This is a genomic window from Effusibacillus consociatus (assembly GCF_042652925.1).
Lineage (GTDB): Bacteria > Bacillota > Bacilli > Tumebacillales > Effusibacillaceae > Effusibacillus > Effusibacillus consociatus.
On record NZ_JBHSHC010000153.1, the window covers coordinates 1 to 23,278 of the forward strand.

At 43.3% G+C, this 23,278-nt stretch carries 25 protein-coding genes; 18 read left to right on the forward strand and 7 right to left on the reverse strand.

What is annotated here, in order from left to right; all coding sequences use genetic code 11:
- Positions 1-195, reverse strand: a 195-nt coding sequence (locus ACFO8Q_RS21725) for a hypothetical protein (RefSeq protein ID WP_380029161.1), incomplete at its 3' end; no start/stop codon positions are given.
- Between ACFO8Q_RS21725 and ACFO8Q_RS21730 the strand changes: the two genes are divergently transcribed.
- From ACFO8Q_RS21730 to ACFO8Q_RS23900, 13 genes are all read left to right on the forward strand, one after another.
- Entirely contained in the window at positions 109-360 is a 252-nt protein-coding gene (locus tag ACFO8Q_RS21730) for a DegT/DnrJ/EryC1/StrS family aminotransferase (protein ID WP_380029155.1), read from the forward strand. The two genes, ACFO8Q_RS21725 and ACFO8Q_RS21730, sit on opposite strands and share 87 nt — an antisense overlap.
- 28 nt (positions 361-388) lie before the next feature.
- Positions 389-1,855: an MATE family efflux transporter gene (locus tag ACFO8Q_RS21735; RefSeq protein WP_380029037.1), complete on the forward strand. Its 1,467-nt coding sequence runs from the start codon at positions 389-391 to the stop codon at positions 1,853-1,855.
- Positions 1,855-2,844: a glycosyltransferase gene (locus ACFO8Q_RS21740; RefSeq protein ID WP_380029039.1), complete on the forward strand. Its 990-nt coding sequence runs from the start codon at positions 1,855-1,857 to the stop codon at positions 2,842-2,844. Before ACFO8Q_RS21735 ends, ACFO8Q_RS21740 begins: the two co-directional genes overlap by 1 nt.
- Positions 2,845-2,849: 5 nt before the next feature.
- Positions 2,850-3,875: a glycosyltransferase family 2 protein gene (locus ACFO8Q_RS21745; protein ID WP_380029041.1), complete on the forward strand. Its 1,026-nt coding sequence runs from the start codon at positions 2,850-2,852 to the stop codon at positions 3,873-3,875.
- A gap of 35 nt (positions 3,876-3,910) precedes the next feature.
- On the forward strand, positions 3,911-5,311 hold the full coding sequence (locus ACFO8Q_RS21750; protein ID WP_380029043.1) for an O-antigen ligase family protein: 1,401 nt from the start codon (positions 3,911-3,913) through the stop codon (positions 5,309-5,311).
- Between the two features lie 43 nt (positions 5,312-5,354).
- Positions 5,355-6,497, forward strand: a complete 1,143-nt coding sequence (locus ACFO8Q_RS21755; protein ID WP_380029045.1) for a glycosyltransferase family 4 protein — start codon at positions 5,355-5,357, stop codon at positions 6,495-6,497.
- 18 nt (positions 6,498-6,515) lie between these two features.
- Positions 6,516-7,922: a sugar phosphate nucleotidyltransferase gene (locus ACFO8Q_RS21760; RefSeq protein WP_380029047.1), complete on the forward strand. Its 1,407-nt coding sequence runs from the start codon at positions 6,516-6,518 to the stop codon at positions 7,920-7,922.
- Between the two features lie 29 nt (positions 7,923-7,951).
- Positions 7,952-8,695 carry a sugar phosphate nucleotidyltransferase gene (locus tag ACFO8Q_RS21765; protein ID WP_380029049.1) on the forward strand — a complete coding sequence of 248 codons (744 nt, stop codon included), beginning with the start codon at positions 7,952-7,954 and terminating at the stop codon, positions 8,693-8,695.
- Between the two features lie 13 nt (positions 8,696-8,708).
- The gene (rfbC, locus tag ACFO8Q_RS21770) at positions 8,709-9,254 is read left to right on the forward strand and encodes a dTDP-4-dehydrorhamnose 3,5-epimerase (RefSeq protein WP_380029051.1); all 546 of its coding nucleotides are present in this window, start codon (positions 8,709-8,711) and stop codon (positions 9,252-9,254) included.
- Positions 9,255-9,272: 18 nt separating this feature from the next.
- Complete coding sequence (rfbB, locus tag ACFO8Q_RS21775) at positions 9,273-10,307, forward strand: dTDP-glucose 4,6-dehydratase (RefSeq protein ID WP_380029053.1); 1,035 nt, start codon at positions 9,273-9,275, stop codon at positions 10,305-10,307.
- A complete protein-coding gene (gene rfbD / locus ACFO8Q_RS21780) occupies positions 10,304-11,158 on the forward strand; it encodes a dTDP-4-dehydrorhamnose reductase (RefSeq protein WP_380029056.1) in 855 nt (284 codons plus the stop codon). Before rfbB ends, rfbD begins: the two co-directional genes overlap by 4 nt.
- On the forward strand, positions 11,142-11,600 hold the full coding sequence (locus ACFO8Q_RS21785) for a hypothetical protein (protein ID WP_380029058.1): 459 nt from the start codon (positions 11,142-11,144) through the stop codon (positions 11,598-11,600). The genes rfbD and ACFO8Q_RS21785 overlap by 17 nt, the downstream gene beginning before the upstream one ends.
- Before the next feature lie 882 nt (positions 11,601-12,482).
- Positions 12,483-12,692 carry a hypothetical protein gene (locus ACFO8Q_RS23900; protein ID WP_417323482.1) on the forward strand — a complete coding sequence of 70 codons (210 nt, stop codon included), beginning with the start codon at positions 12,483-12,485 and terminating at the stop codon, positions 12,690-12,692.
- A gap of 955 nt (positions 12,693-13,647) precedes the next feature.
- Here the strand turns inward: ACFO8Q_RS23900 and ACFO8Q_RS21795 are convergent.
- Positions 13,648-14,355, reverse strand: coding sequence for an EAL domain-containing protein (locus tag ACFO8Q_RS21795; RefSeq protein ID WP_380029060.1), 708 nt, complete (start codon positions 14,353-14,355; stop codon positions 13,648-13,650).
- A 4-nt stretch (positions 14,356-14,359) separates the two neighbouring features.
- A complete protein-coding gene (locus tag ACFO8Q_RS21800; RefSeq protein WP_380029063.1) occupies positions 14,360-14,677 on the reverse strand; it encodes an aspartyl-phosphate phosphatase Spo0E family protein in 318 nt (105 codons plus the stop codon).
- On the opposite strand from ACFO8Q_RS21800, the gene ACFO8Q_RS21805 reads away from it, so the two are divergent.
- A complete protein-coding gene (locus tag ACFO8Q_RS21805; protein ID WP_380029066.1) occupies positions 14,658-15,590 on the forward strand; it encodes a tyrosine-type recombinase/integrase in 933 nt (310 codons plus the stop codon). The two genes, ACFO8Q_RS21800 and ACFO8Q_RS21805, sit on opposite strands and share 20 nt — an antisense overlap.
- Positions 15,591-15,944: 354 nt before the next feature.
- Here ACFO8Q_RS21805 and ACFO8Q_RS21810 read toward each other — a convergent pair whose 3' ends face one another.
- From ACFO8Q_RS21810 to ACFO8Q_RS21820, 3 genes are all read right to left on the reverse strand, one after another.
- Complete coding sequence (locus ACFO8Q_RS21810; protein WP_380029068.1) at positions 15,945-16,244, reverse strand: toxin-antitoxin system HicB family antitoxin; 300 nt, start codon at positions 16,242-16,244, stop codon at positions 15,945-15,947.
- 114 nt (positions 16,245-16,358) lie between these two features.
- Positions 16,359-16,811, reverse strand: coding sequence for a response regulator (locus ACFO8Q_RS21815; RefSeq protein WP_380029070.1), 453 nt, complete (start codon positions 16,809-16,811; stop codon positions 16,359-16,361).
- 105 nt (positions 16,812-16,916) lie between these two features.
- Positions 16,917-18,104 carry a hypothetical protein gene (locus tag ACFO8Q_RS21820; protein ID WP_380029072.1) on the reverse strand — a complete coding sequence of 396 codons (1,188 nt, stop codon included), beginning with the start codon at positions 18,102-18,104 and terminating at the stop codon, positions 16,917-16,919.
- Positions 18,105-18,602: 498 nt separating this feature from the next.
- Between ACFO8Q_RS21820 and ACFO8Q_RS21825 the strand changes: the two genes are divergently transcribed.
- From ACFO8Q_RS21825 to galE, 3 genes are read left to right on the forward strand one after another with little or no spacing between them, the layout of a single operon-like run.
- Complete coding sequence (locus tag ACFO8Q_RS21825) at positions 18,603-19,601, forward strand: glycosyltransferase family 2 protein (RefSeq protein WP_380029074.1); 999 nt, start codon at positions 18,603-18,605, stop codon at positions 19,599-19,601.
- Positions 19,598-20,020 carry a GtrA family protein gene (locus ACFO8Q_RS21830; protein ID WP_380029077.1) on the forward strand — a complete coding sequence of 141 codons (423 nt, stop codon included), beginning with the start codon at positions 19,598-19,600 and terminating at the stop codon, positions 20,018-20,020. Before ACFO8Q_RS21825 ends, ACFO8Q_RS21830 begins: the two co-directional genes overlap by 4 nt.
- A gap of 15 nt (positions 20,021-20,035) precedes the next feature.
- On the forward strand, positions 20,036-21,028 hold the full coding sequence (gene galE, locus ACFO8Q_RS21835; RefSeq protein ID WP_380029080.1) for a UDP-glucose 4-epimerase GalE: 993 nt from the start codon (positions 20,036-20,038) through the stop codon (positions 21,026-21,028).
- 19 nt (positions 21,029-21,047) lie between these two features.
- Here the strand turns inward: galE and galU are convergent, their stop codons facing one another.
- Positions 21,048-21,929, reverse strand: a complete 882-nt coding sequence (gene galU / locus ACFO8Q_RS21840) for a UTP--glucose-1-phosphate uridylyltransferase GalU (protein ID WP_380029082.1) — start codon at positions 21,927-21,929, stop codon at positions 21,048-21,050.
- Positions 21,930-22,214: 285 nt separating this feature from the next.
- Here galU and ACFO8Q_RS21845 point away from each other — a divergent pair, with 285 nt between their 5' ends.
- Complete coding sequence (locus ACFO8Q_RS21845; protein ID WP_380029084.1) at positions 22,215-23,213, forward strand: copper amine oxidase N-terminal domain-containing protein; 999 nt, start codon at positions 22,215-22,217, stop codon at positions 23,211-23,213.
- Positions 23,214-23,278 lie beyond the last annotated feature (65 nt).

Sequence of the window (23,278 nt, forward strand, 5' to 3'; positions counted from 1 at the left end):
CTCAAGGTTAACGGATTTCATTCCGTTTTGTGCCTTGAGCGAAGCGAAAGGAATGGGTATAAAAATGAAAAGATAATTTTGCCCAGCGTAACGGAACCACAATCGCATGTGTGGCATTTGTTTGTAGTTAGAACAAAAGAAAGGGATAGACTGCAGAAGTACCTTTTTGATCATGGGGTTCAGACGATCATTCACTATCCGATTCCACCTCATCAGCAGGCGGCTTACAGTGAATGGAATGAGTTGCACTTACCTCTTACAGAGCAGATAAACAATCAAGTCCTTAGTTTACCGATAAGTCCTGTACTAAGTAGGAATGAAGCCGAAAAGGTTGTTGAGATTTTAAATCAATATAGGTGAAAAAGTAACGATTGTGGAGACTTAAAAAATGAGCAATTTACTCAAAGCGTTTTTGAAAACAGGTGGAGGATCAGTTGCTGCAATACTTTTTGGTGTCATTGCTACAAAGGTTATTGCGGTAGTTAGTGGTCCGGCCGGTGTGGGGCTTTTCTCGCTTTTGCGTCAAACACAACAAACTTTGGTTGGCCTGGCAACCATGCAGGGGAATACTGCTCTCGTACAAGGATTGAGTACTCGGGAAGACTCAAGTCAAACTCGATATATCGTAACGGTAGCTAGTCTGTTTGTGTTAATGACCGGTACTATTAGTCTTATTGTATGGTTTGCGGCCCCTAGACTAGCTAACCTGATTTTAGATCGCGCAGACGTCCAATCGGTATGGCTGATTCGTGGTTTAATTCCCTCTATATTGTTTGCTGCTGCGGTCATATTTCTAGGCGGATTGCTTAACAGTTATCGTGCCTTGGGACGATTGGCACTAGTACAGGTTTTCAGCAGCGCAGTAGCCGCTATAACAGCTTTCCCCTTAGTCGTGTTAGTGGGGAATCCTTGGGGACTCTTACTATTGTTATGGGTAACCAGTTTTACTGGTTTGATGGCAGGATTCGGGTTTGTATGGCGGGGTGGTTGGCTTTCGCCTTTATTCGCGAATTGGCGAAGATTATGGGACCGGGATGCTGCGCTGTACTTTCTAAAATTTGCCGGAGTGACTATCCTTACCGGACTAATAGGCACAGGAACACTGCTTTTGGTACGAGCGATGTTTGTGCGTCACGGAGGGTTAACAGGAGCAGGTATTTTTGATGTGGCGTGGACCTTAAACAGCACGTATCTGATGATACTTCTAGGTTCATTGGGTACCTATTATATGCCTGTTTTATCCGCCACCAAAGATATTGAAGGACGCTCTGCACTAATAGCTCAAGTCTTTAGAATCATGCTAATACTGGTCGTTCCGCTTATCACAGTAATGATTTTAGGTAAATCTGCAGTGATATCTTTGCTCTATACAAAAGAATTCTTTCCCGCTTTAGAAATCATTCAATGGATGTTACTTGGTGATTATCTCAAGGCAATTGCATGGGTTCTGGCAACCCCTATGTTGGCATATGGGGACATGCGGATGTTTTTCAAGACAGAGTTTCTATGGAATATGGGTATGGCAATAGGTGCATGGCTGGCATTATTTGTGTTTGGCCAAATATGGATAGTCGGGATTGTTTTTGTTGTTTTGTATGTAATCTATCTGGCTTTTTGTTATTGGTATTCAAAAACACGACATGGATTGCGATTAACTATACGCGAAAAGTCAACATGGATTTTTGGTTTGATATTGATAATTATTGCCAGTGCCTTGTCGTGGAACGAGCAATCTATTGATTGGATGAAGGTTGTTTTGTTTACTTGTATACTTGGTGGGTTTGTCTTATCTGGAACAGCCAAGTCCGAGCGAAACAGTTTAGTTCATTATCTGAAAAGGAGACAAAGATTCTAGTGGAACCAAAAGTCAGTGTGATTATTCCTACTTACAATCAGGTGGACTTTGTTCATGAAACGATTAACAGCGTTCTGAATCAAACCTACTCAAATATTGAAATTATCATTACAGATGACGGCTCGACAGACGGAACACAAAAAGTTCTCCAAAAATATGGGTCCCAGCATCCTGACAAAATTAAACTTGTGATGAGTGATAAAAATACAGGGATCGCCAGCAATTTTAACAGGGGTTTAAACGTTGTTTCCGGGGATTTTATCGCGTGGTTGGGTGGCGATGATTTGATGTTTTCGGAAAAGATAGAAAAACAAGTTGAACTGCTGAAAAGTCGGCCGGATGCTGTAGGTTGTTGTCATGATGCAGAAGTGTTCGAATCTGACAGTGGAAAAATATTAGGGCTTTTCAGTGAATTATACAACGGGAAACGCGGATTGAGAGAAGGGGGTATTGAATTATTATTCGATGCAAGTTACTTAATGTTACCTTCAACAATGATGATCCGATCAGCTGCGGTTCCAACTCATGGATTTGATGATAGATTGAAATATACCAATGATTGGTTGTTTGATATTGAAGTATTTCGACAAGGCAAGTGTGTTGTTATCAATGAGGTTTTAGGAAAATACAGGCGACACGATAACAACATAACTAGTAGTCCTCTCTCAAAACATAATGGGTTCGAAGAAGGGATGCTAGTTCTAGGTGTTGTTGAAGCAAGATATCCAGAGTTGCATCGTTATGTAAAAAAGAGACGAACGGTTTTTTTTCTGGGTGAGGCTGCAAAATCCTATGGACGAGGCGAATTTTCGAGATGTAAAGGTTATATAAAAAAGGCAATTCTTGATGGAGCGATAATTCGAGGATTATGTATATATTTTGGACTTAGTTTATTTGGCAAGTTTATATTACAACAAATACCTAAACAAGCATATAACAGGCCGCGCTGGTTTGTAAAAATATATAAGTTTATATTGGGTGGTTCATGAGTAATATGAACAAGATTTATATTCTTATTCTTAATTGGAACGGCTGGAAAGATACTATAGAATGTTTGGAAACCGTGTTTCGTAACGACCACCCTAATTACCAAGTGATCGTTTGTGATAATCAATCTCAGGATGATTCGTTAGATTATATTAAGGCTTGGGCTGAGGGACGTTTAGAAACATTAATGTGGGAAAGCGAGGAGCTTCGATACCTCACCTTTCCTCCCGTTGCCAAGCCTATTCATTACATTGAGTATGATCGGAAGAATGCAGAAGCCGGTGGTAATTCCCAGGATGAGAATGTTCCATTGATTTTGATTCAAAATGGAGCCAATCTGGGGTTTGCGGGTGGCAATAATGTAGGATTGCGCTATATCTTGGCTCGGAATGATTTTGCGTATGTATGGTTGCTAAATAACGATACCTTAATCAAGACCGATGCACTCACGAAAATGATTCAGCGAATAAAGGAAATACCAGAAGCCGGGATATGTGGATCAACACTACTCTATTATCATCAGCCAGATAAGGTTCAGGCTTATGGAGGGGCAAGATATAACAAGTGGATTGGATTAGCTAAACATATTGGTGCTTTAGAGAATTTAAAAGATTTCATTGATGTTCACGATATTGAATCACGAATGAATTATGTGGTGGGAGCATCCATGCTTGTTTCTCGTTCCTTTTTAAATGATGTCGGACTTTTAAGTGAAGACTATTTTCTTTATTGTGAAGAAGTTGACTGGTCAACACGAGCTGGGAATCGTTATCTTCTGTTATATGAACCTAGTAGTGTTGTTTATCACAAGGAAGGTGCCACAATAGGAGGCAGCCATATTAGGAGTAAAGAAAAAAGTTATATCGCAGAATATCACGCGGTTAAAAGTCGTCTAGTTTACACACGTAAGTTTTTCCCTTGGTGCCTACCTACTTTGTATTTGGGTTTTTTAGTCAGGATGATCAATTACATTCTTAGAGGTCAATTTAAGAGAGTGAATATGCTCTTCAAGATTGTTCTCTCCAAAGAGTAGTCATTGGTTGGTTTAAATTAGAAAGGGGGCAAGGAATGACTATAACAGCAATAGGATGGATTCTCATTCCGGTAAGCTTATTACTATTTTTAATGGCCCCTCGATGGCTTTATATCCTGATGGTTTTTTTTATACCGTTTTCTGCAACAGCAGTAGCTAACTTTGAATCAGCCTCATCAGGTTCTGGATTACAGATAGCCATGTTTTGTGGCTTCTTATGGATCGTCAGTGTATTACTTCAAACTATTAAATCCGGAAATATAAAAGTGCCAGCATTACAAAGTTTTTCAATCATCTTGTTGATGGCATTTATGACAATTGTTTTGGTGTCATTGATTATGCCTATTATGATCGACGGTGACCTCTTGGTAGAGTCGGCCAATCTCTATAGTTCAGAGGTTACAGCCCTTACTTTCACTTCGCGTCATATTACACAAACTTTATATCTAGCTTACGGAATTATTATTACAATATTGGTGGCTACTAAAAATACACAGCTCTCTCAATTCGTTTCAAGTCTCAAAGCGTATGTTTTATCGGGGATATTCGTTAGCTTGTGGGGCTGGTTACAGTTTATATTTGACAAAATAGATATTCCATATCCATATTTTATTTTCAATAATAACATTAATCCAGCGGCACAAGGCTTTACTGGAGAATTTTTGGATCTTAATCTTAAACGAATTTCATCTGTAGCGGTTGAACCATCGATTTTGTCTCAGTTTTTGTTAACTGTCGTTCCAATAGTCTTAGTTGCAGTTTTAACTAAGCGGACCATTCTATCTCCATTTTTAGACAGATTCTCTTTGGTTATAATGAGCTCCATTTTAATTTTGTCTACTGCTGCTACCGCATACATTGGCCTTTTAGTTATGCTTTTTGTAATCCTTTTAATCTCATTTCGGCTGAAGTTTCGTCTACTTCGTATTTGGGGGATAATAAGTCTCACGTTAGTGTGTGGCGTCATATATCTTGTTACTCCTAAAGTACAAATTCTTACTAGTAACCTTTTATTCGATAAATTGAATACCGGCTCTGGATTGGAGAGACTTGCCTCGATCGAAACAGCCTGGGAGTACTTTTTAGATTACCCTTTTCTCGGTGTTGGCTGGGGAAGTGTGACATCGCATGATTTGATAGTAAATATTTTAGTGAATACGGGTATCCTTGGCTTGGTTTTATTCATCATGATGACTTGGTATATACTAAATCGTCTTTTGCTTTCAATTAAAAGGTACAACAATGGAACTAAATCTGATGGAATAATGTGTTGGGCCGGAGCTTTGGCAGCTTCATTAATAACTTGTTTATTTATCAACGTGTTGACAGGTTTTACTTATGTATTTGGTCATATCTGGTTTATTTTTGGGATGACTATTGCTGCAACATCGATAATTGATGTTAATGCATATAAATCAAATAAATTAACTAAATAAAATATTGTAAGTTTAAACTTATTTAGCGATAAGGGGATTTATAATGAAAATTGCAATCGTCCATGAATGGCTTGATACCTACGCAGGATCAGAACGAGTTCTTGAGCAAATGATTAAGCTTTTCCCCGAAGCGGATTTGTTTAGCGTTGTAGATTTCTTGCCCGAAGGTCAAAGAGGATTCCTTCTGGACAAGCCTGTCAAAACTACCTTTATACAAAATCTCCCTTTTGCCAAAAGCACATTTCGAAAGTATCTCCCCTTAATGCCGCTCGCTGTGGAGCAGATTGATTTATCCGGATATGATCTTGTCCTTTCCAGTTCCCATGCAGTAGCGAAAGGAGTATTAACGGGACCGGATCAGTTGCATATTTCCTATGTCCATTCCCCTATCCGCTACGCCTGGGATCTGCAACACCAGTATCTGAAAGAATCCGGTTTGGATACAGGTGTCAAAGGTTGGCTAACGAAATATTTGTTATATAAGATTCGGCTATGGGATTACCGGACGGCAAACGGTGTTGATCGATTCGTGGCCAACTCTCAATTTATTGCCCGGCGGATTCATAAGGTTTATGGCCGGGATGCTGACGTAATTTATCCCCCGGTAGATGTTGAGGCGTTTACTTTCTGCGACAGCAAGGAAGATTTCTATCTGACGGCCTCTCGAATGGTTCCTTATAAAAAGATCGACTTGATTGTCGAAGCATTTTCGCAAATGCCGGATAAAAAGCTGGTTGTCATTGGTGATGGGCCTGATTTTGAAAAAGTCTGCGCTAAAGCAGGGAAGAATGTTACTCTTTTAGGCTACCAACCCTTCCATGTATTAAAAGATTACATGCAGCATGCACGGGCTTTTGTATTTGCGGCAGAGGAGGATTTCGGAATCACCTCGGTTGAGGCCCAAGCGTGTGGAACACCGGTTATAGCGTATGGCAAAGGTGGGGCTCTGGAGACAATCCGGGGACTAAATGCTGATAACCCTACTGGCGTATTTTTTAACGAGCAAACTTGGTCCTCTCTTGTTGATGCCGTGAAGCTTTTTGATCGGGATGGCGGCGGGATTATACCTCAGGATTGTCGAGACAATTCTTTGCGTTTTTCTACTGAAAGATTTCAGCAAGAATTTCGGAGGTATGTGGGGGAACAAGTTGCCTTGTTTACGGATAAACAAAGAGTTTACTACTAAATGTAAGGGGTGAGGATATTGAAACTCGTACTGTTATCGGGTGGTTCCGGAAAGCGCTTATGGCCGCTGTCCAACGACTCTCGATCGAAGCAATTCCTCAAGGTCTTGGAGAATAAGGATGGCCAACTCGAGTCTATGGTCCAGCGAGTGTGGGGTCAATTAAAATCGGTTGGTTTAGCTGACTCTGCTGTGATAGCCACAAGTAAAGCGCAGCTTGATATGATGCAAAGCCAATTGGGTAATGAAGCTCCCCTTATTTTAGAGCCGGAAAGACGGGATACGTTTCCTGCGATTGCGTTAGCTACTGTATATTTGTATTCGGCTAAAGGCGTGGTTATGGATGAAGTTATCGCGATTCTGCCTGTCGATCCTTATGTAGAAGACCGATTTTTTCGCAGGGTCCAAGATCTGGAGGATGTGCTGGTTTCATCAGGGGCAAATTTGGCTCTTATTGGCGTTACCCCAACCTATCCATCTTCAAGGTACGGCTATATTATCCCTGAAACTGACCAAATAGGAAATTCTGTTGCGAATGTGAGTCATTTTAAAGAGAAGCCAAGCGAAGAACAGGCTAAAGAGTTAATGAATCAACAAGCCCTTTGGAATTGCGGTGTCTTTGCTTTTAAGCTCGGGTACCTCCTCTCATTACTAACTGAAAAAGGGTTCCCGATTCAATATGAAGAGTTGCTGGAGCAATATAAAAAGTTGCCCAAGATCAGTTTTGACTATGAGGTGGTAGAAAAAGCAAATCATATTGTGGTCCTACCGTATAACGGGTATTGGAAAGATCTCGGCACTTGGAATACGCTGACTGAAGAGATGGCAACTGAAGTGATTGGAAAAGGCATTATCAGTGACGATTCGGTTAACACCCACTTGATCAATGAGTTGGATATTCCTGTGACGGTTCTTGGGCTGTCGAATGTAGTTGTGGCTGCAAGCCCCGATGGGATCCTGGTAACAGAGAAGAATTCCAGTCCACGGATTAAGGAATTGGTGGCTGATTTCGACCAAAGACCGATGTATGAAGAAAGGCGTTGGGGTTGGTACCGAGTCTTGGATTACACTAGGTTTGCTGAAGGATGTGAAGTTCTAACGAAACGAATCGGTATTTCAGCCGGAAAGAACTTAAGCTACCAATTGCATTTTAAAAGAAGTGAAGTATGGACGATCATCAGCGGTGAGGGTGAATTCGCGCTTAACGGCGAAATCTGTCTTGTTAAATCGGGGGACGTCTTGCGAATACCGGCTGGCGCTAAACACGCGATTAAGGCAATTACCGATCTTCAATTCATTGAAGTGCAAACGGGCAGTGAGCTTATCGAGGAGGATATAGTACGGCTCTATATTACATGGGACGAAGTTGAAGCTCATTGTCAAGCGTCGAAGTTATCCCATAGGGAGATAGCAGCTTCAAGAGAATAGCAGTAAAAAAATCTCGGGAGGAATAGGACATGAAAGGAATCATCCTCGCTGGGGGAACAGGCTCCCGATTGTATCCCTTGACGAAAGTCACGAATAAACATTTACTACCTGTCGGTAAGTACCCGATGATCTATCATGCGATTTATAAGTTAAGACAAGCGGATATAAAAGACATTCTCATCGTCACCGGCAGGGAACATATGGGGGATGTGGTTAATCTGTTGGGAAGCGGATATGAGTTCGGAGTAACTTTCACTTATAAGGTTCAGGATCAGGCAGGTGGAATTGCGCAGGCATTAGGCTTGGCTGAGGGGTTTGTCGGGAATGATCTTATGACGGTGGTCTTGGGAGATAATGTGTTTAGCGACGATATTTCGTTTTATGTTACGAAATTTAAAATGCAAGGTCAGGGTGCAAAAATCCTGATTAAAGAAGTTCATGACCCTGAACGGTACGGCGTCCCGGAATTGGATAAGGATCAGATTATTTCGATTGAAGAAAAGCCCGCTAATCCAAAAAGCAGATATGCGGTGACTGGTATATATATGTATGATCACAATGTCTTCGAGATTATTAAAGCCCTGAAGCCTTCAGCTCGTGGTGAGTTGGAAATTACGGATGTCAACAACGCGTATATTAAGCGAAACCAGCTGACTTATGATGTCTTACATGGTTGGTGGACAGACGCAGGAACTCACGGTTCGATGGTGAAAGCGAACGAATTGGCGAACGGTCTCGATTTTGGGGTTCATTTTGGCAACTTAAATGTATAGGGATGAGTATGGCATGAAGATTATTGAAACCAAACTGGATGGGGTACTTCTTATAGAACCGGACGTTTTTGAAGATTCTCGCGGCTTTTTTATGGAGAGTTATCACAAACGAAAATGTCAGGAACTGGGCTTGGATTATGACTTTGTTCAAGACAATCATTCGCTGTCAGTGGAAGCAGGAACAATTAGAGGACTTCATTATCAATTGTATCCAAAGGCTCAAACAAAAATGGTTAGAGTCGTAAAGGGTGCAATCTATGATGTTGTGGTAGACATTCGAAGACATTCTTCAACTTTTGGTCAATGGATTGCGGTAACTTTAAGTGCGGAGAACAAGCAGCAACTGCTTGTACCTGAAGGATTTGCACATGGATTTTGTACGATGGAAGCGAATACCGAGGTTCTCTACAAAGTGGATGAGTTTTATTCACCGGAGCATGACCGAGGGATCTTATGGAATGACCATGCGTTGGGAATCTCTTGGCCAACAACTAACCCAATACTTTCTGAAAAAGATAAAAAACAGCCAAAGCTGAAAGATGCGGAGATTAACTTCTGATACAAAGGGTGAGATAGAATGAAATTATTGGTCACCGGTGGGGCTGGATTCATTGGAAGCAACTTTATCCGCTATATAGTGGACAAGTATCCAATCTATCAAATTATTAATTTGGATTTATTAACTTACTCAGGTAATCTGGAAAACTTAAAAAACATAGAGAACTATCGAGCCTATACATTTGTCCACGGTAACATTTGTGACCGAGAACTGGTAGATCAAATTGTTGCTGGTGGAGTGGATGTGATCGTTAACTTTGCTGCTGAATCCCATGTGGATCGAAGTATTACAGATCCTTACATTTTCGTGAAAACCAATGTTTGCGGAACACAAGTACTTCTGAATGCGGCTAAAAAGTATAACGTGAAAAAATATATCCAGGTCTCCACTGACGAAGTATACGGCACTCTGGGCGAGACGGGGTATTTTACAGAAGACACGCCTTTGGCGCCCAACAGCCCGTACTCGGCCAGCAAAGCAAGCGCGGATCTGTTAGTGCGTGCGTACCATGAAACCTATGGACTTCCGGCAAATATAACTCGTTGTTCCAATAATTACGGGCCGTATCAGTGTCCTGAGAAGTTAATTCCTTTGATGGTGACCAACGCGATGGAGAATATGGAATTACCTGTTTACGGAGACGGTCTTCATGTGAGAGATTGGCTGCATGTTGACGATCATTGCACGGCGATTGACTTGGTCATTCACAAGGGCAAGCTTGGAGAAGTCTATAACATAGGCGGAAACAATGAACGGACGAATATTGAAATTGTAAAACACATCTTGAAGGCGTTAGGCAAGCCAGAGGACTTGATTCGCTTTGTTCCTGACCGGTTGGGACATGACCGCCGTTATGCGATTGATTCCACAAAGATTCAAACGGAATTGGGATGGAAGCCGAAATACACGCTTGAGGTGGGAATTGAACAAACGATTCAATGGTACGTGGAGAATCGAGACTGGTGGAAACGGATAAAAAGCGGCGAGTACATGCAATATTACCAAAAACAATATGGCCAATATGTAGAGGCCAGGCAGGAGAGTGACAGATGAAAGTTCTGATTACCGGGGCAGGAGGGCAATTGGGGTCAGATCTGAGCCTGCTATTAAAAATTGATTCCAAGCGGTACGAAGTATTTCCTTTTGCCCGGGAGGAACTTGATATAACAAACTATCAACACGTGGACCAAATTCTTCAAGAAGTTCAGCCGGATGTCGTGGTTCACACGGCAGCATATACCAAGGTGGATCAGGCTGAAGAGGATGCGGAGGCTGCTTATTTGGTTAACGCGGTTGGAACGAGAAATGTGGCTGTTGCCTCCGAGAAGGTCCGCGCAAAACTTGTCTATATTAGCACTGATTATGTTTTCGACGGAAAGAAAGGCTCCCCCTATACCGAGTTTGATAGTCCAAATCCAGTTAATGTCTACGGCAAATCAAAGTTAATCGGGGAAGAGTTTGTTAAGGCTTTTTCGAGTCGCTACTTCATTGTTAGAACCTCATGGGTGTATGGAAAGCATGGGACAAATTTCGTCAAGACAATGTTGAAATTAGCCCAAGAGCGTGATGAATTGATGGTTGTGAATGATCAGATCGGTTCCCTAACTTACACCGTGGATTTGGCTCATTTTATTAAAGAATTAATAGGGACAGAGTTATATGGAACCTATCATGCTTCAAATTCGGGAACTTGTTCCTGGTATCAGTTCGCGGTTGCGATTTTTGAAGAAGCAGGAATTAAAATAAACGTTCATCCTTGTACTACGCCGGATTTTCCGCGGCCAGCTCCCCGCCCCGGCTATTCTGTTTTGGATCATATGTCGATCCGATTAAATGGACTTCAGGATTTGCGGCATTGGAGGGAAGGATTGCGGGAGTTCTTAAATAGTGAAAAAACGGAATGACACGCTGGATGGAGGAATTTTACACATGAAAAAAATATTGGTGATTCTCAGTGTTGTTGGAGTAGTTATTCTCGGAGGGGCATGGGGCGCCAAGGCTTATGTCACTAACAAGCTCGCTAATGAAGTAGTAAAACTGACAGAAGATCCTGAAGTTAAGAAAACCATCGATGAAGCCATTGCCAAAGCGGGGTTACAGAATGTCCCAAGTTCCGCAGGGTCTGACGGTAATGGTGCGGGGCAAAATGTGCAGTTTAAAAATAAGGAAGAAGTGATCTCCTATGCTGCATCGAAATTTTCAACCGAAGATATTATAAATTATGCGAACCAATATCGAAACAAAGAAAATTTGACTCCCGAACAGAAACAAGCGATGAAGCAAGATTTACTATCTCGCTTTTCACTTGAAGAATTGAAAGCATTGCAACAAGCAATTCAGAAATAACTATCTCCCATCAACACCCTTGTTTGGTCTACGATGATACCTGTTCGTGCCGTATCTTAAGTTTTGGGCTCCAAAGTCGAATGGGTCAATTATTCTCCAACTGCGGTTATCATATACATCCAATTGGAAGTGTTACTATGAAGGGAAACGGGGAAACAGTCACATTGATGCTACAGCTCAAATTACTTCGAGCTGGACTTGGTATCTGTGCGGTTGATTTCGGAGTTCCTTGGACAGCAAGTGATTGAGATCCAGCCTCAAACTGGATGATTATATACCATTACTATTTTGGAGTGATGTGGGGCCAGGGTTATTTACGACAATAGACGAGCTGTTTGGAGAATTAAATAGGGCTTGCTGAATAGTGAATTTCTTCAGGTTTTACAAGGGATTGAAGACTTTCAAGTCGAAAATAAAGTACAAGTAAATCGCGAGATTTTCCTGGAAAATTGTGCACTTGGAGAGAGCCAATTATGTACCGTAAAATCGAAAGCCAAATTTAGCTATTGGAACATTTCTTACCCTTTGGAGGCAAATTGAATCAAGACAATCGATGGGGGCCAATTGGCGCTATGATCCCGTATTGGCGCGCAGAAGATAAATGCGCCAAGTCCATTCAAGAAATCGATGTGCGGTCAAATTCCTTTGTCGGTCCGCATGGCTGGGTGCGCTTTAGATTCAGGAGCGTATGAAACTTGATGACCGGTAGACCGTCCATCAGATCACGAAAAACCCGTACTATCAATACTTGCTTTGGCGATGAGCAACCCCATAATAAAGGCACCTTGATCCTCGACGCGACATGCGCACCGGTGAACATCTCGTATCCCACCGACTTGAAGTTGTGGGACGAAGCACGGGAGAAACTCGATCAGATCATCGATGGGTTGGTTGCATCAGCCATTCGTCGGTGAAGCTAGGAAATCAAGAACGTATCGTCAAGCGGCCCACAAACGTTACCTTGGGGTTGCCAAGAAACGCCTGGCCGGTGTCAAAGTCATTCGCAAAGCAATAGGCAAACAGCTTCGTTACGTGTCGCGCAATCTCCCGCTTGTGGAAATCCTCGCCTCAAAAAGTGGATTGAAAGACTGAATGCTTGGCAATACCGCAATTGCTCATTATTTCCGAACTATACCGCCTTGAAGCGGTCCGAGTCACGGTCGTCCGAAAAAAGAAGAGGAACGTGATCGAAATCAGGCGACGGGATGCATCGGCACGAAATGCTATCAAAGGGAAATTCTGAGAAGGGAAACGCTCCTTCGGTCTGGGGCGTATTCTAGCACGCCTCCGTGAGTCAAGTGAGACGGTTATTGCGCTGCAACTGCTTGCGATGAATTTCGAACGCAAGCTGCGGATTTTCTTTTTGCCGTTTTTCAGATTTCTATTCAACGTATTCCGTCAGCCCCAAGTGGCTTACAATCGAAAGTGTTCAGCAAGCCCTAAATAGTTTCAACGGAAATTCCCCTCTCCTATGGATGATGGCAATGTGGCCACATAACAAATTATATGGATGCTGTTGCTGGATGCAAGAATTTATTTAGTTCTTCAGACCTATATGAAAGAATTGGCACGACAGGAAAATCGTCACTAACTTAACGATAGTTACCGAACTAAATAGGACTTAGGGCCTATGTAAATATTTTGTCGATTGATATAATATAAGAACACACAAATAATAATGCATAAACAAAAAAGATATAAACAGAAAAAAAGAGGATCTGGTTCGTACCCAGACCCTAAAGATTAAGAGGAGAAAAAACAAAAGGGTGAAGACGCTCACCTTTGCTTTTTCTATTAAAATTTTACCACGGTTTTTTCGTAGAGAAAACTGGTAAAATCTGAAAATTGGCGTTTGTAATAAATTTCTAACCCCTTTTTCGTTGAGGAAAGGGGCGTTTTGTGTTACATTGATTGCTAGTTGCACCGTTGTTGGTGCAGCCTGAATTCTCATAGTGGGTGGCGAGGCCCATGTGTGAATGTCCCGTTCCTTCACACATTGGGCCTCGTCCCTTTGATGAGTTACCCTCGATTCTAGCCATTTTTTCCCTCATAGTTGTTGTGTTTTTGGAAGCGCGAACGGATGACCAAGGAAGAACCCCTGTCCGTACGTAACACCCAGTTCCAGCAATATATCTCTCTGTGTTTCTCTTTCAATGCCTTCTGCGATGAGTTGGATTTTGACTTTATCAGCAAATGCCACCATGCCTTCGATGACCCTGCGAGCCTGATCTGACAGATCCACATTGGCGGTGATGGATCGATCAAGCTTGATATAGTCAGGTTCTAGTGCTTCAACAAGCCAAAAATTTGAAAAGCCTGCACCAAAATCATCAAGTGCGACCTTCATGCCCAGTTCCCGTAACGCGGTCAACTCTTGTTTTAAAGACTCTACATTATCAATGCGGGTTTGTTCGGTGATTTCCAATACTAATTGCTGGATTGGAAGTTCCAGCTTCGTTACATCTTCAAAAATAAATCCCGCTTGTAACGACAGAGCGTGGCAGTTGAGAAACAAGAGGGAGTCTTTGATAAACGAAGCAGCTTCACGAATTGCGATATGCCGTGCCTTGTAATCTAACAACATCTGTTTTCCTTGCGCTTGCCGAAATAATACAGAAGGCAAAAGATACTTCCCGGAAGCCGCTTTTCCTCGAATCGTCGCTTCATACGCAAAGTCAGTTGAAGACTGGGTTAAGCGCACAATCCTTTGGTACAGAGGGAACAATTCGATTCCATTCCATAAATTTCCATTCATTACCTCACCTCAATGATTTAATCTGCCTGAAATCCAATCGGCTGCGGTTTTGGTATTCTACAATAAGATCATCCAGGTCTAGGCTTAGACGATAAACATCCGGATCAGAAAATGCCCTCTTGCTTTGAAAAGCAACATGAAGTTGTCCCCGTATTGCCTCTATTCGTTTTTTTAGTTGTTCCAGATTGGCTTGTTCTTTCACGGTTACTTTTCCTTTCTTGTTTTTGGAGTAAAATGTTGGAGTAAAATGAAGTTCGTACAAGACGGGTTGTTCGACACAAAGAAGGGGGATAAAAGAATTCATGATACAGCAAGGAATCATGTCGCTTCCAGTCTCCAATTATACGGAATACACCGAAGAATATTCAGATGAGCAAATCATTGAGATATTTTTAACGACATGTAATCGCTCCCGGTATACTCGTCGCAATTATAGTCGAGCCATTGATCAATTCCGTGAATTCATTTCTTTCAAACCTCTACGTGAAATTACATGGCGAGAAATTGAAGTGTATAAGATTTCCTTAGAGCAAGGCTTTTGCAGCAAAAGTCGCAAATCTCTGGCTCCCGCAACAGTGGCCAGTCTGATCGACCCGTTGCGATCCCTGTACAAATGGGGAAGTGACCCTAATATTCGTGTTTTTTCCCATAATCCGACAACCTCTGTACATACAGCTAAAGTGCCGATAACCAGCAAAAATCACTATCTCACCAAGCGAGAACTTACACAGCTATTGAATCAATTAAGAAAACAGGGGTATCGTGATTATCTGCTTGGCTTAACGCTTGTTTTATTGGGGCTGCGGGTGTCAGAGTTGGTATCTATTGAATGGGGACATTTTCATACCGATCCGGCGGAAACTTCTGTTTGGTTAACAGTGATGGAGGGGAAGGGAGGAAAACAACGTGAAGTGAAAGTACCGCAAACATTGTGGAACTTACTCTGCCAACTGCCTATTCGCTCTCAACGGCTTTTCCCTCTATCAACAAGGCAAGTGGAGCGAATTATTCAGAAAGCTCGTGAACAAAGCAAATTGGTGAAAAAGGTGACCCCTCATTGGCTTAGACATACGAACGCTACGTTAGCCTTACTTCACGGAGCTTCATTGCAACAAGTTCAGGAAACCCTTGGACATTCAGAAATCACAACTACCCAACGATATCTGCATACAGTTGAACAAATGAAAAAAGCAGCCCCCGATTTTGTGGAAGACTGCTTAAAAGATATTTTATAGAAGCTAAATAAGACAATAATATAATATTCGTATCCAATCGTATTTTTTTGGGGTATAATGAAAAATAAAAAATTATTTGTCGGTTCTGGTCGTTTTTTAAAATATCATGTCGAACAACCCGTCTTGTACGACATGCTATTACCTTTAAGTATCCTCACTTCTTATTCACCGCATTCTCTCTTGAATTTCCCGATTGTTTTCGGATATGTTCCTCCCGGTTTTTGACCAATAGTTAATTACTATACCATGCAACCTAAACAATTCCTTTCATAAATTGAAATGAAAAATATTCCAACCGCAGAAACTTGTGCATAATGGCGGAGTAGGAAAAAATATCCCGGCACATAGCCGGGATTAAAGAGGTTTTTTCTGTTGATATCCCACTCCTCGGGACAACTGGTAATTGATATATTGATTCAGGCTCACGTTTTCTTCTTTCGCTTTCTCGGACAAGATTCGGTGGAGGGACTTCGGAATCCGGATATTGAGTTTCCCGGAATATTCCTCTATGTCTCGTGCCGGCTCGGGGATCTCGCGACCATCCTCCAGTGCCACTTCTAACCACGCTCGTTTTGCATCTTCAATCATCTCTAAGGCTTCCTGGATGGCCTCACCTTGGCTTAAGCAACCGGGTAGTTCAAGGACTTCAATCACGCACCCACCCTCATCAGCGGGGTGGACTACGTCCGATAAGGAAAGTTTAAGTACTAATAAACCAAAAACGGATCTTCCGCTTTTTCGACGAAGACCCGTTTTTATTTATCGTCCTTAAACAGTTTCTTTTTCTTCTGTCACGGAAGCAGCTTCTTCGACAGTTTCCTCAACATTAACTGACTCATTCAGGGATTTCGAACTGTGTTCCTGTAATAATCCCAAGCGACGTAATGAATCAATTAGCCGTTCCGATTCGATGGGCTTGGTGATGATGTCACTGATTCCGGATTCGAATATTTGTTTCACATCTTGTTGATCTTCGAACACGCTTATGGCTACCACATTTGTGCCGGGATTCAGCCGTTTGATTTTACGAATGGTGTCTGGCCCTTGGAGATAAGAACAGCGAGTGTCAATCAGCACCAGTTCCGGCTGATGTCGGGCAATGGTGCTCTCGATTTCTCGTTCTGTTGTGGCATTCCCCACGACTTCGATCCCGAGACGCTCCACCAGAAGGGAAATGTTCCCGTAAGCCACTGTGGATTCGTCAACAATTAACACCTTCACTGGAACTATCCTCCTTACATTTAAAAATGTAATGCAATTAATAAAGAGGTAGCAACAAGATATCAGATTTAAATTTTAAAATCAACAACAAAATTCGACGTTTTCTTATGCAACCCATTGATCAACCGACCAGTGGAAAGTAAGAGCCAGCAGCAAGACCGCAAATATTCCAAGCGTCAAGAGATAAAGCGGCTTTTTCCCTTTTATCAATTCATAAAGACCGATAAATAAAGGGAAAATCACTAAAGAATAGCGGATAAAACTAACAAAATAATCAATGACCTGGCCGTTGGCGGGTGCCGATAATGGAATCAGTACCGAATATAATATGATTATCCAATAGGACAACCGTAGTTTGCGAATTGTTCCCACCAAGACGAGCAAGGCGAGAGAAACCACGAATACTTCGACAAAATAATAGATCCCATACCATTCGATGTGGTCGGTTTTCAACAGGTAGGCAAGGTTGGTCTCGTATCCTTTATAAATCGTTACAAACGGATTTAAAGATCCTCGGCCAAACTGATCCTGGGAGTGCATAAACGCAAAAGAATCCTGGAACTTGAACCATAAGTATCCCATATAAGCGAAAAACGGTAACGGCATCAGAAACACAAGGAAAAAAGGTTTCCAGCGGATCTGGATCCAATGGGTCTTGCTGCCGCGAAGGAAAGAGAATAAGTCTCCCCAAGTTTTGATTTTGAAAGTTTCCAGTGCGTAAGGGACGGTTAAAAACACCCCGGTATTCCGAGTGATGCTGACAAACCATCCGCTTGCCAAAGCGCCTGTCCAATTTTGTGTCCGGATGCAGTAGAGGGTGATAGCCATCAACAAGAGAAAGAGAGACTCTGTATAAACTGCCGAAAAATAATACGAAGTCGGAAACAGGCAAAGCAGCCACATGATTTTTCGGGCGTCTTTTTGTTCGTAATCGACGCGGAGCAGTTTATATGCAAAATAAAGCATCGCAAGAAAAGCGAGATTGGAGATCAAAGCCCCCGCCATTGGAATCGATAAGGAGAACAGATGATGTCCTGCGTAGATAAGCATCGGATACAGTGGGAAAAAAGCGGAACTCTTCGGGGTGTACCCTTTTTCCACTATGCTTCCATACCATCCCGAATCCCATTTGTAGAAGTTGTCTATGATTATGTACTTGAGATAACCTGCTACTGAAAGATTATCTATCAGATGTTTAGTTGCCCACACCACCGCGGACATCACAAGCAGTTTGTTTACAGCAAACAGCAGCAGCACAAAAAAGAATACGTGTCGATCCGATCTGAAATTCAATTGAAATCTTCCCTTTCCTATCGAAAAATGCCTTACTAATGATACCATTTTGCACCTGGTCGAACAAATTTCTGATCTGGTCCTATTGAGTCGGATCTAGCCTTGTTTGAACTGTTGAACTTTTTCGGTTAGTGCGCTATGATGAATCTAAAGAAAATGTTTACGAAGCTAAAGAAAAAAAGTTCGTGTTTGGAAACTTTTGATTACAGTTGGATAAAATAATAAAGAGCCGAGTGCTGGAACACTCGGACTCTATACAACCCGCCTTGGGTGGAGTTCTTCCTCCGCTCAACGTGAAGCTAGTTTAAAATGAAGTGGCTTAAGAAGTAACCACCATTGGCTGCCAACCTCCGGTGGTTATTTTTTGTGTACATTATGATTATAGCAAATGAAATTGGTAAAATCATGAATTTGGTGAAACCCACCTACAGAATTTGGGTTCGATTATGGTATACTCGGAGATGTTGATGGATGCACAGTAAGGAGTGAATTCTTGTAATGAAGACATACGCGGGAGGCGCCCCGATCTTGAGTATCGTGGTTCCCTGCTACAATGAAGAAGAAGTATTGCCCGAAACGATCCGCCGATTAAGCGGAGTACTGACCGATCTGATTCGAGAGAATCTGATCGCAGAGGAAAGCGTAATGCTGTTGGTTGATGACGGCAGTAAAGATAAGACTTGGGACATCATTGAAGAATCCAATCAATCGAACAGATTTGTCACAGGTCTCAAATTGGCCCGTAATGCAGGGCATCAGAGAGCGCTGCTTGCAGGCTTGATGAAAGCGAAAAACACTTCCGATTGTGTAATCTCAATAGATGCGGACCTGCAGGATGATCTCGGAGTGATCCGGGAATTCATGCTCAAATTCCATGAGGGGTATGAGGTGGTGTACGGTGTACGGAAAAGCCGCGCCACAGATACCTCTTTCAAGCGGAACACCGCGTTGGGTTTCTATAAGCTCATGAAGTGGATGGGCGTTGACATTGTTTATAACCATGCGGACTATCGCTTGACAAGCAAGCGGGTCTTGGAGAACCTGGCCAATTTTGAAGAAGTGAACCTCTTTTTGCGTGGACTGATCCCGTTGATCGGTTTCAAATCGACAGAAGTCTACTACGACAGACATGAGCGCTTCGCCGGTGAATCGAAGTATCCGCTGAGAAAAATGCTGGCGTTCGCGTTTGATGGAATCACTTCTTTCAGCGTGACTCCGATCCGTTTGGTAACGCTTGTAGGATTTATTTTATTCATTGTCAGCATTTTTACGGCTCTTTACGCGCTTGTGGAAAGACTGCAGGGGCAAACCATTGCCGGATGGGCATCCCTGATGATTTCCATCTGGTTTATTGGCGGAATTCAACTCGTCTGTTTAGGGTTGATTGGGGAGTACATCGGAAAAATCTACAAAGAAGTGAAGCGCCGGCCTCTCTATATTGTGGAGGAGGAACTTGAATCGCTTCGTGGAATCATAGAAGAAAGAGTACAAATATGAACAACTCGTTTATCCGGTTTCTATTGGTCGGTGTTCTCAACACACTCGTTGGGTTGTCGTCGATTTATGTGTTTCTGAATGTATTTGAATTGAATTATTGGTGGTCGACATTTCTGGGGAACGGTGTCGGTGCTGTGTGCAGCTATTTTCTGAACAGGAGTTTCACTTTCCGGTCGGATGTCAGCGTGAGAGCAAGTTTCTGGAAGTTTATTCTGGTGATTCTGGTTTGTTACGCTTTCTCGTACTGGCTTGGATTGCATGTCTCCTCTGTATTCCTGTCGATCTTTGACCGGGCAGATACAAAGATCGTGGAGAACCTCGCTGTGTTGATCAGCACAGGGGTTTATACTGTGTCGAACTATTTTGGGCATCGGCTTTTTACGTTTCGACAGAAAGTGAACGAGGCGGTCGTCGAATAGAAATGGGGTGGGGAAATGTCCTGTGTACTTGTTACGGGCGGAGCCGGATACATTGGCAGTCACACGGTAAAGGTGCTGTTGAAACGAGGGTATGAAGCGGTTGTGTTGGACAACCTCTCGACGGGACATCGCCAGGCCGTGCTGGTGGATGAAGCCCATTTTTACCAGGGTGATATTGCGGACGATGAGTTGGTTACGAGTATCGTAGAGAAACACGGTGTTGATTCCGTGATCCATTTTGCCGCGAAAAGCTTGGTGGGCGAATCCATGAAACATCCTGAGATGTATCTCTGGGATAATACCGCAAAAAGTGTTCGCTTCTTCACTACTCTCAAGGAGTGCGGAGTGCGCAATATCATTTTTTCCTCCACAGCGGCTGTTTACGGGCTTCCCGAACAGATTCCGATTCCGGAGTACCTCGAAAAGAAGCCTGTCAATCCGTATGGGGAATCGAAGCTGATGGTGGAAAAAGCCCTGCAGTGGATGGAACAGGCGCATGGGATCAAATGGGTGGCCTTGCGGTATTTTAATGCGGCGGGGGCGGAATTGACCGGGGTGATAGGTGAGGACCACAATCCGGAAACCCATCTGATTCCTCTGGTGCTGCAGACTGCTTTGGGGAAGAGAGAGGCCATTCAAGTGTTTGGCACCGATTACGATACGCCGGATGGTACCTGTATCCGGGATTATATTCACGTCCTCGACCTGACGGACGCTCATATTCTCGCCCTGGAAGCGTTGAAAAAGGGGATGAGCAGCGGAGCGCTGAATGTCGGAACCGGGAATGGCTATTCGGTTCGCGAAGTGATCGAGATGGCGAAAGAAGTGACGGAACGAGAGATACCGGTTGTGGAAACGGAACGTCGCCCGGGCGATCCTGCGGTCTTGGTCGCAGATTCCACGTTGGCCCAACAATTGCTTGGCTGGAAGCCGCAATTTACCTTGCGGGAGATGATTGCATCGGCCTGGAAATGGCATTCGACTCATCCGGAGGGATACAGACGATAAACAAAGAAAGATCCCGTTATTACATGGGATCTTTTTTGTATTCGCCGCCAAGAGAACTCAAGTATTCATGTAACTTGCCCTTCATCTCTTCCCGCTGCAGGGCGAATTCGATGTTCGCTTTCAGGTACCCGAGCTTGTCGCCGATATCATACCTCTTGCCTGCAATTTCGCATGCAAAGACCTTGTGGTATTTGCAGAGAGCATCAATCGCATCGGTCAGTTGGATTTCTCCTCCCACTCCGGGCTCTGTTGCTTCAAGGTACTTGAAGACCTCCGGTTCCAGAATGTAGCGTCCGATAATTGCCAACTGGGATGGCGGATTCGCGGAGGGTTTCTCCACCACATGATCCACACGATAGGAACGTTCCCCGATCTGTTCCGGGTGGATAATGCCGTAACGATTCGTTTCTTCCAATGGCACCTGCTGAACACCCAATACACTGGCGCCGTTTTGGTGAAAAATTTCGATCAATTGGCGGAGAGCAGGCTGTGTGCTGTTCACAATGTCGTCACCCAGCATCACGGCAAACGGCTCATTCCCGATAAAGTTCCTGGCACACAGGACAGCGTGCCCCAGACCCAGTGCTTCCTTTTGGCGGATGTAATGAATGTTCGCCATGTCTGAGATCCGCCTGGTCTCTTCCAATAAGTCTTGTTGGTCTTTGCTTTCAAGCAGCAGTTCCAGTTCTACGGAACGGTCGAAGTGATCTTCGATCGCCCGCTTGTTGCGCCCGGTAATGATGAGAATATCTTCGATACCGGAGGCAACGGCTTCCTCGATAATATATTGGATCGTCGGTTTGTCCACAATCGGCAGCATTTCCTTCGGTTGTGCTTTGGTAGCGGGAAGAAAGCGTGTACCGAGTCCGGCTGCCGGAATCACCGCTTTGCGAATAGTCATGGCAGAACTCCTTTTTTTTACGAAATAACAGAAATATATTCTACAAGATCATTCGAAATCCTTCAGTGATTCAATGTTATTTTTATCCGTTTTGGCTAAATCTAGCCGGTGGGGAGAGTGACCGTTTTTGTGGGTAGGACTTTTTATGGAATTAATTTTAATTAAAAATGGGGCTTAGGACTCATGAGATGGAAAATGGTTAATGGGTATAGTGTCGATACAGGTGATGTTCACCATTAAGGAATTCAAATTTTTTCCAACTACGCATAAAGGAGTGTTTAGGGAATGAGAAAGGTTCTGACCTGGTTTGTAGCTCTGTTTATGACTATGGTAGCCCCGGCGGCTGCAGCCGAAACAACATCGTCCACTACGATTACCACCACAGCCGAAACCACTACAACAACCGATGGCACGACCACTGACCCTGCCGATTCCACTGCGCCAACTGATACAACTGTTGGTGAGGATGATGGAGAACACCAAGACGATCAGGATCAAGATGAGGATAAGGAAGACGAAGACAAAGAAGATGGAAAAGGCAAGGGCAAGAAGAAAGGTCATCAGAAGAAGCACGAAAACAAATACAAGGGAATTGAACGTGCTCTGGAAAGCCTCTTGAAGAATCTTGAAGACGGAAAAGGGGCTCCGAGCGATGAAGCATTAAAAGCTGTCATTGCGAAATTGACAGCTATGCTGAAGGAAGACGGTACGGCACCGACTGACGAAGTAGCAGAAGAAGCGGTGGAAGAAAAGATCGAAACCGATATTGAAGGAGGCACTGCAACGGAATCTGAAGTTGAAGTGTTGGTAACCATTCAGATCAAAGGCAAGAAGGTTGACAAAGCCAAAGAGAATGTGGAATCTTTGCTTTCCGCCAATCCGAAATCGGACAAGCTGTATGAATTGTTAAGCAAGGTGTATAAAGAAAAGGGCGATACCAAGGATGTAAAAGTATATGTGAAAGGCAAAAAACCTCGATTTGATGCGATGCCTTACGTTAAAGAAGGACGCACCATGGTTCCGGTGAGAGCCATTGTTGACGCGCTTGGGGCTGAAGTCAACTGGAAAGCGGAAACTCAGACGGTCATCATTAAAAAAGACGGGAAGACAATTGAGCTTCCAATCGGTTCCGCAGAGATCAAGGTCAACGGACAGGTGAAGAAGATTGATAAAGCTGCTGAGATCACAGGTGCCCGCACCATGGTTCCGGTCCGATTTATCTCTGAATTCCTCGGGCAGGAAGTACAATGGGATGCACAATCCAGCATGGTAATCGTTAAATAAGACCACGCGTAAGGGAAAGAGCCTGCTGCTGCAATGCGGCAGGCTTTTTAACTTGCTGAAAACCG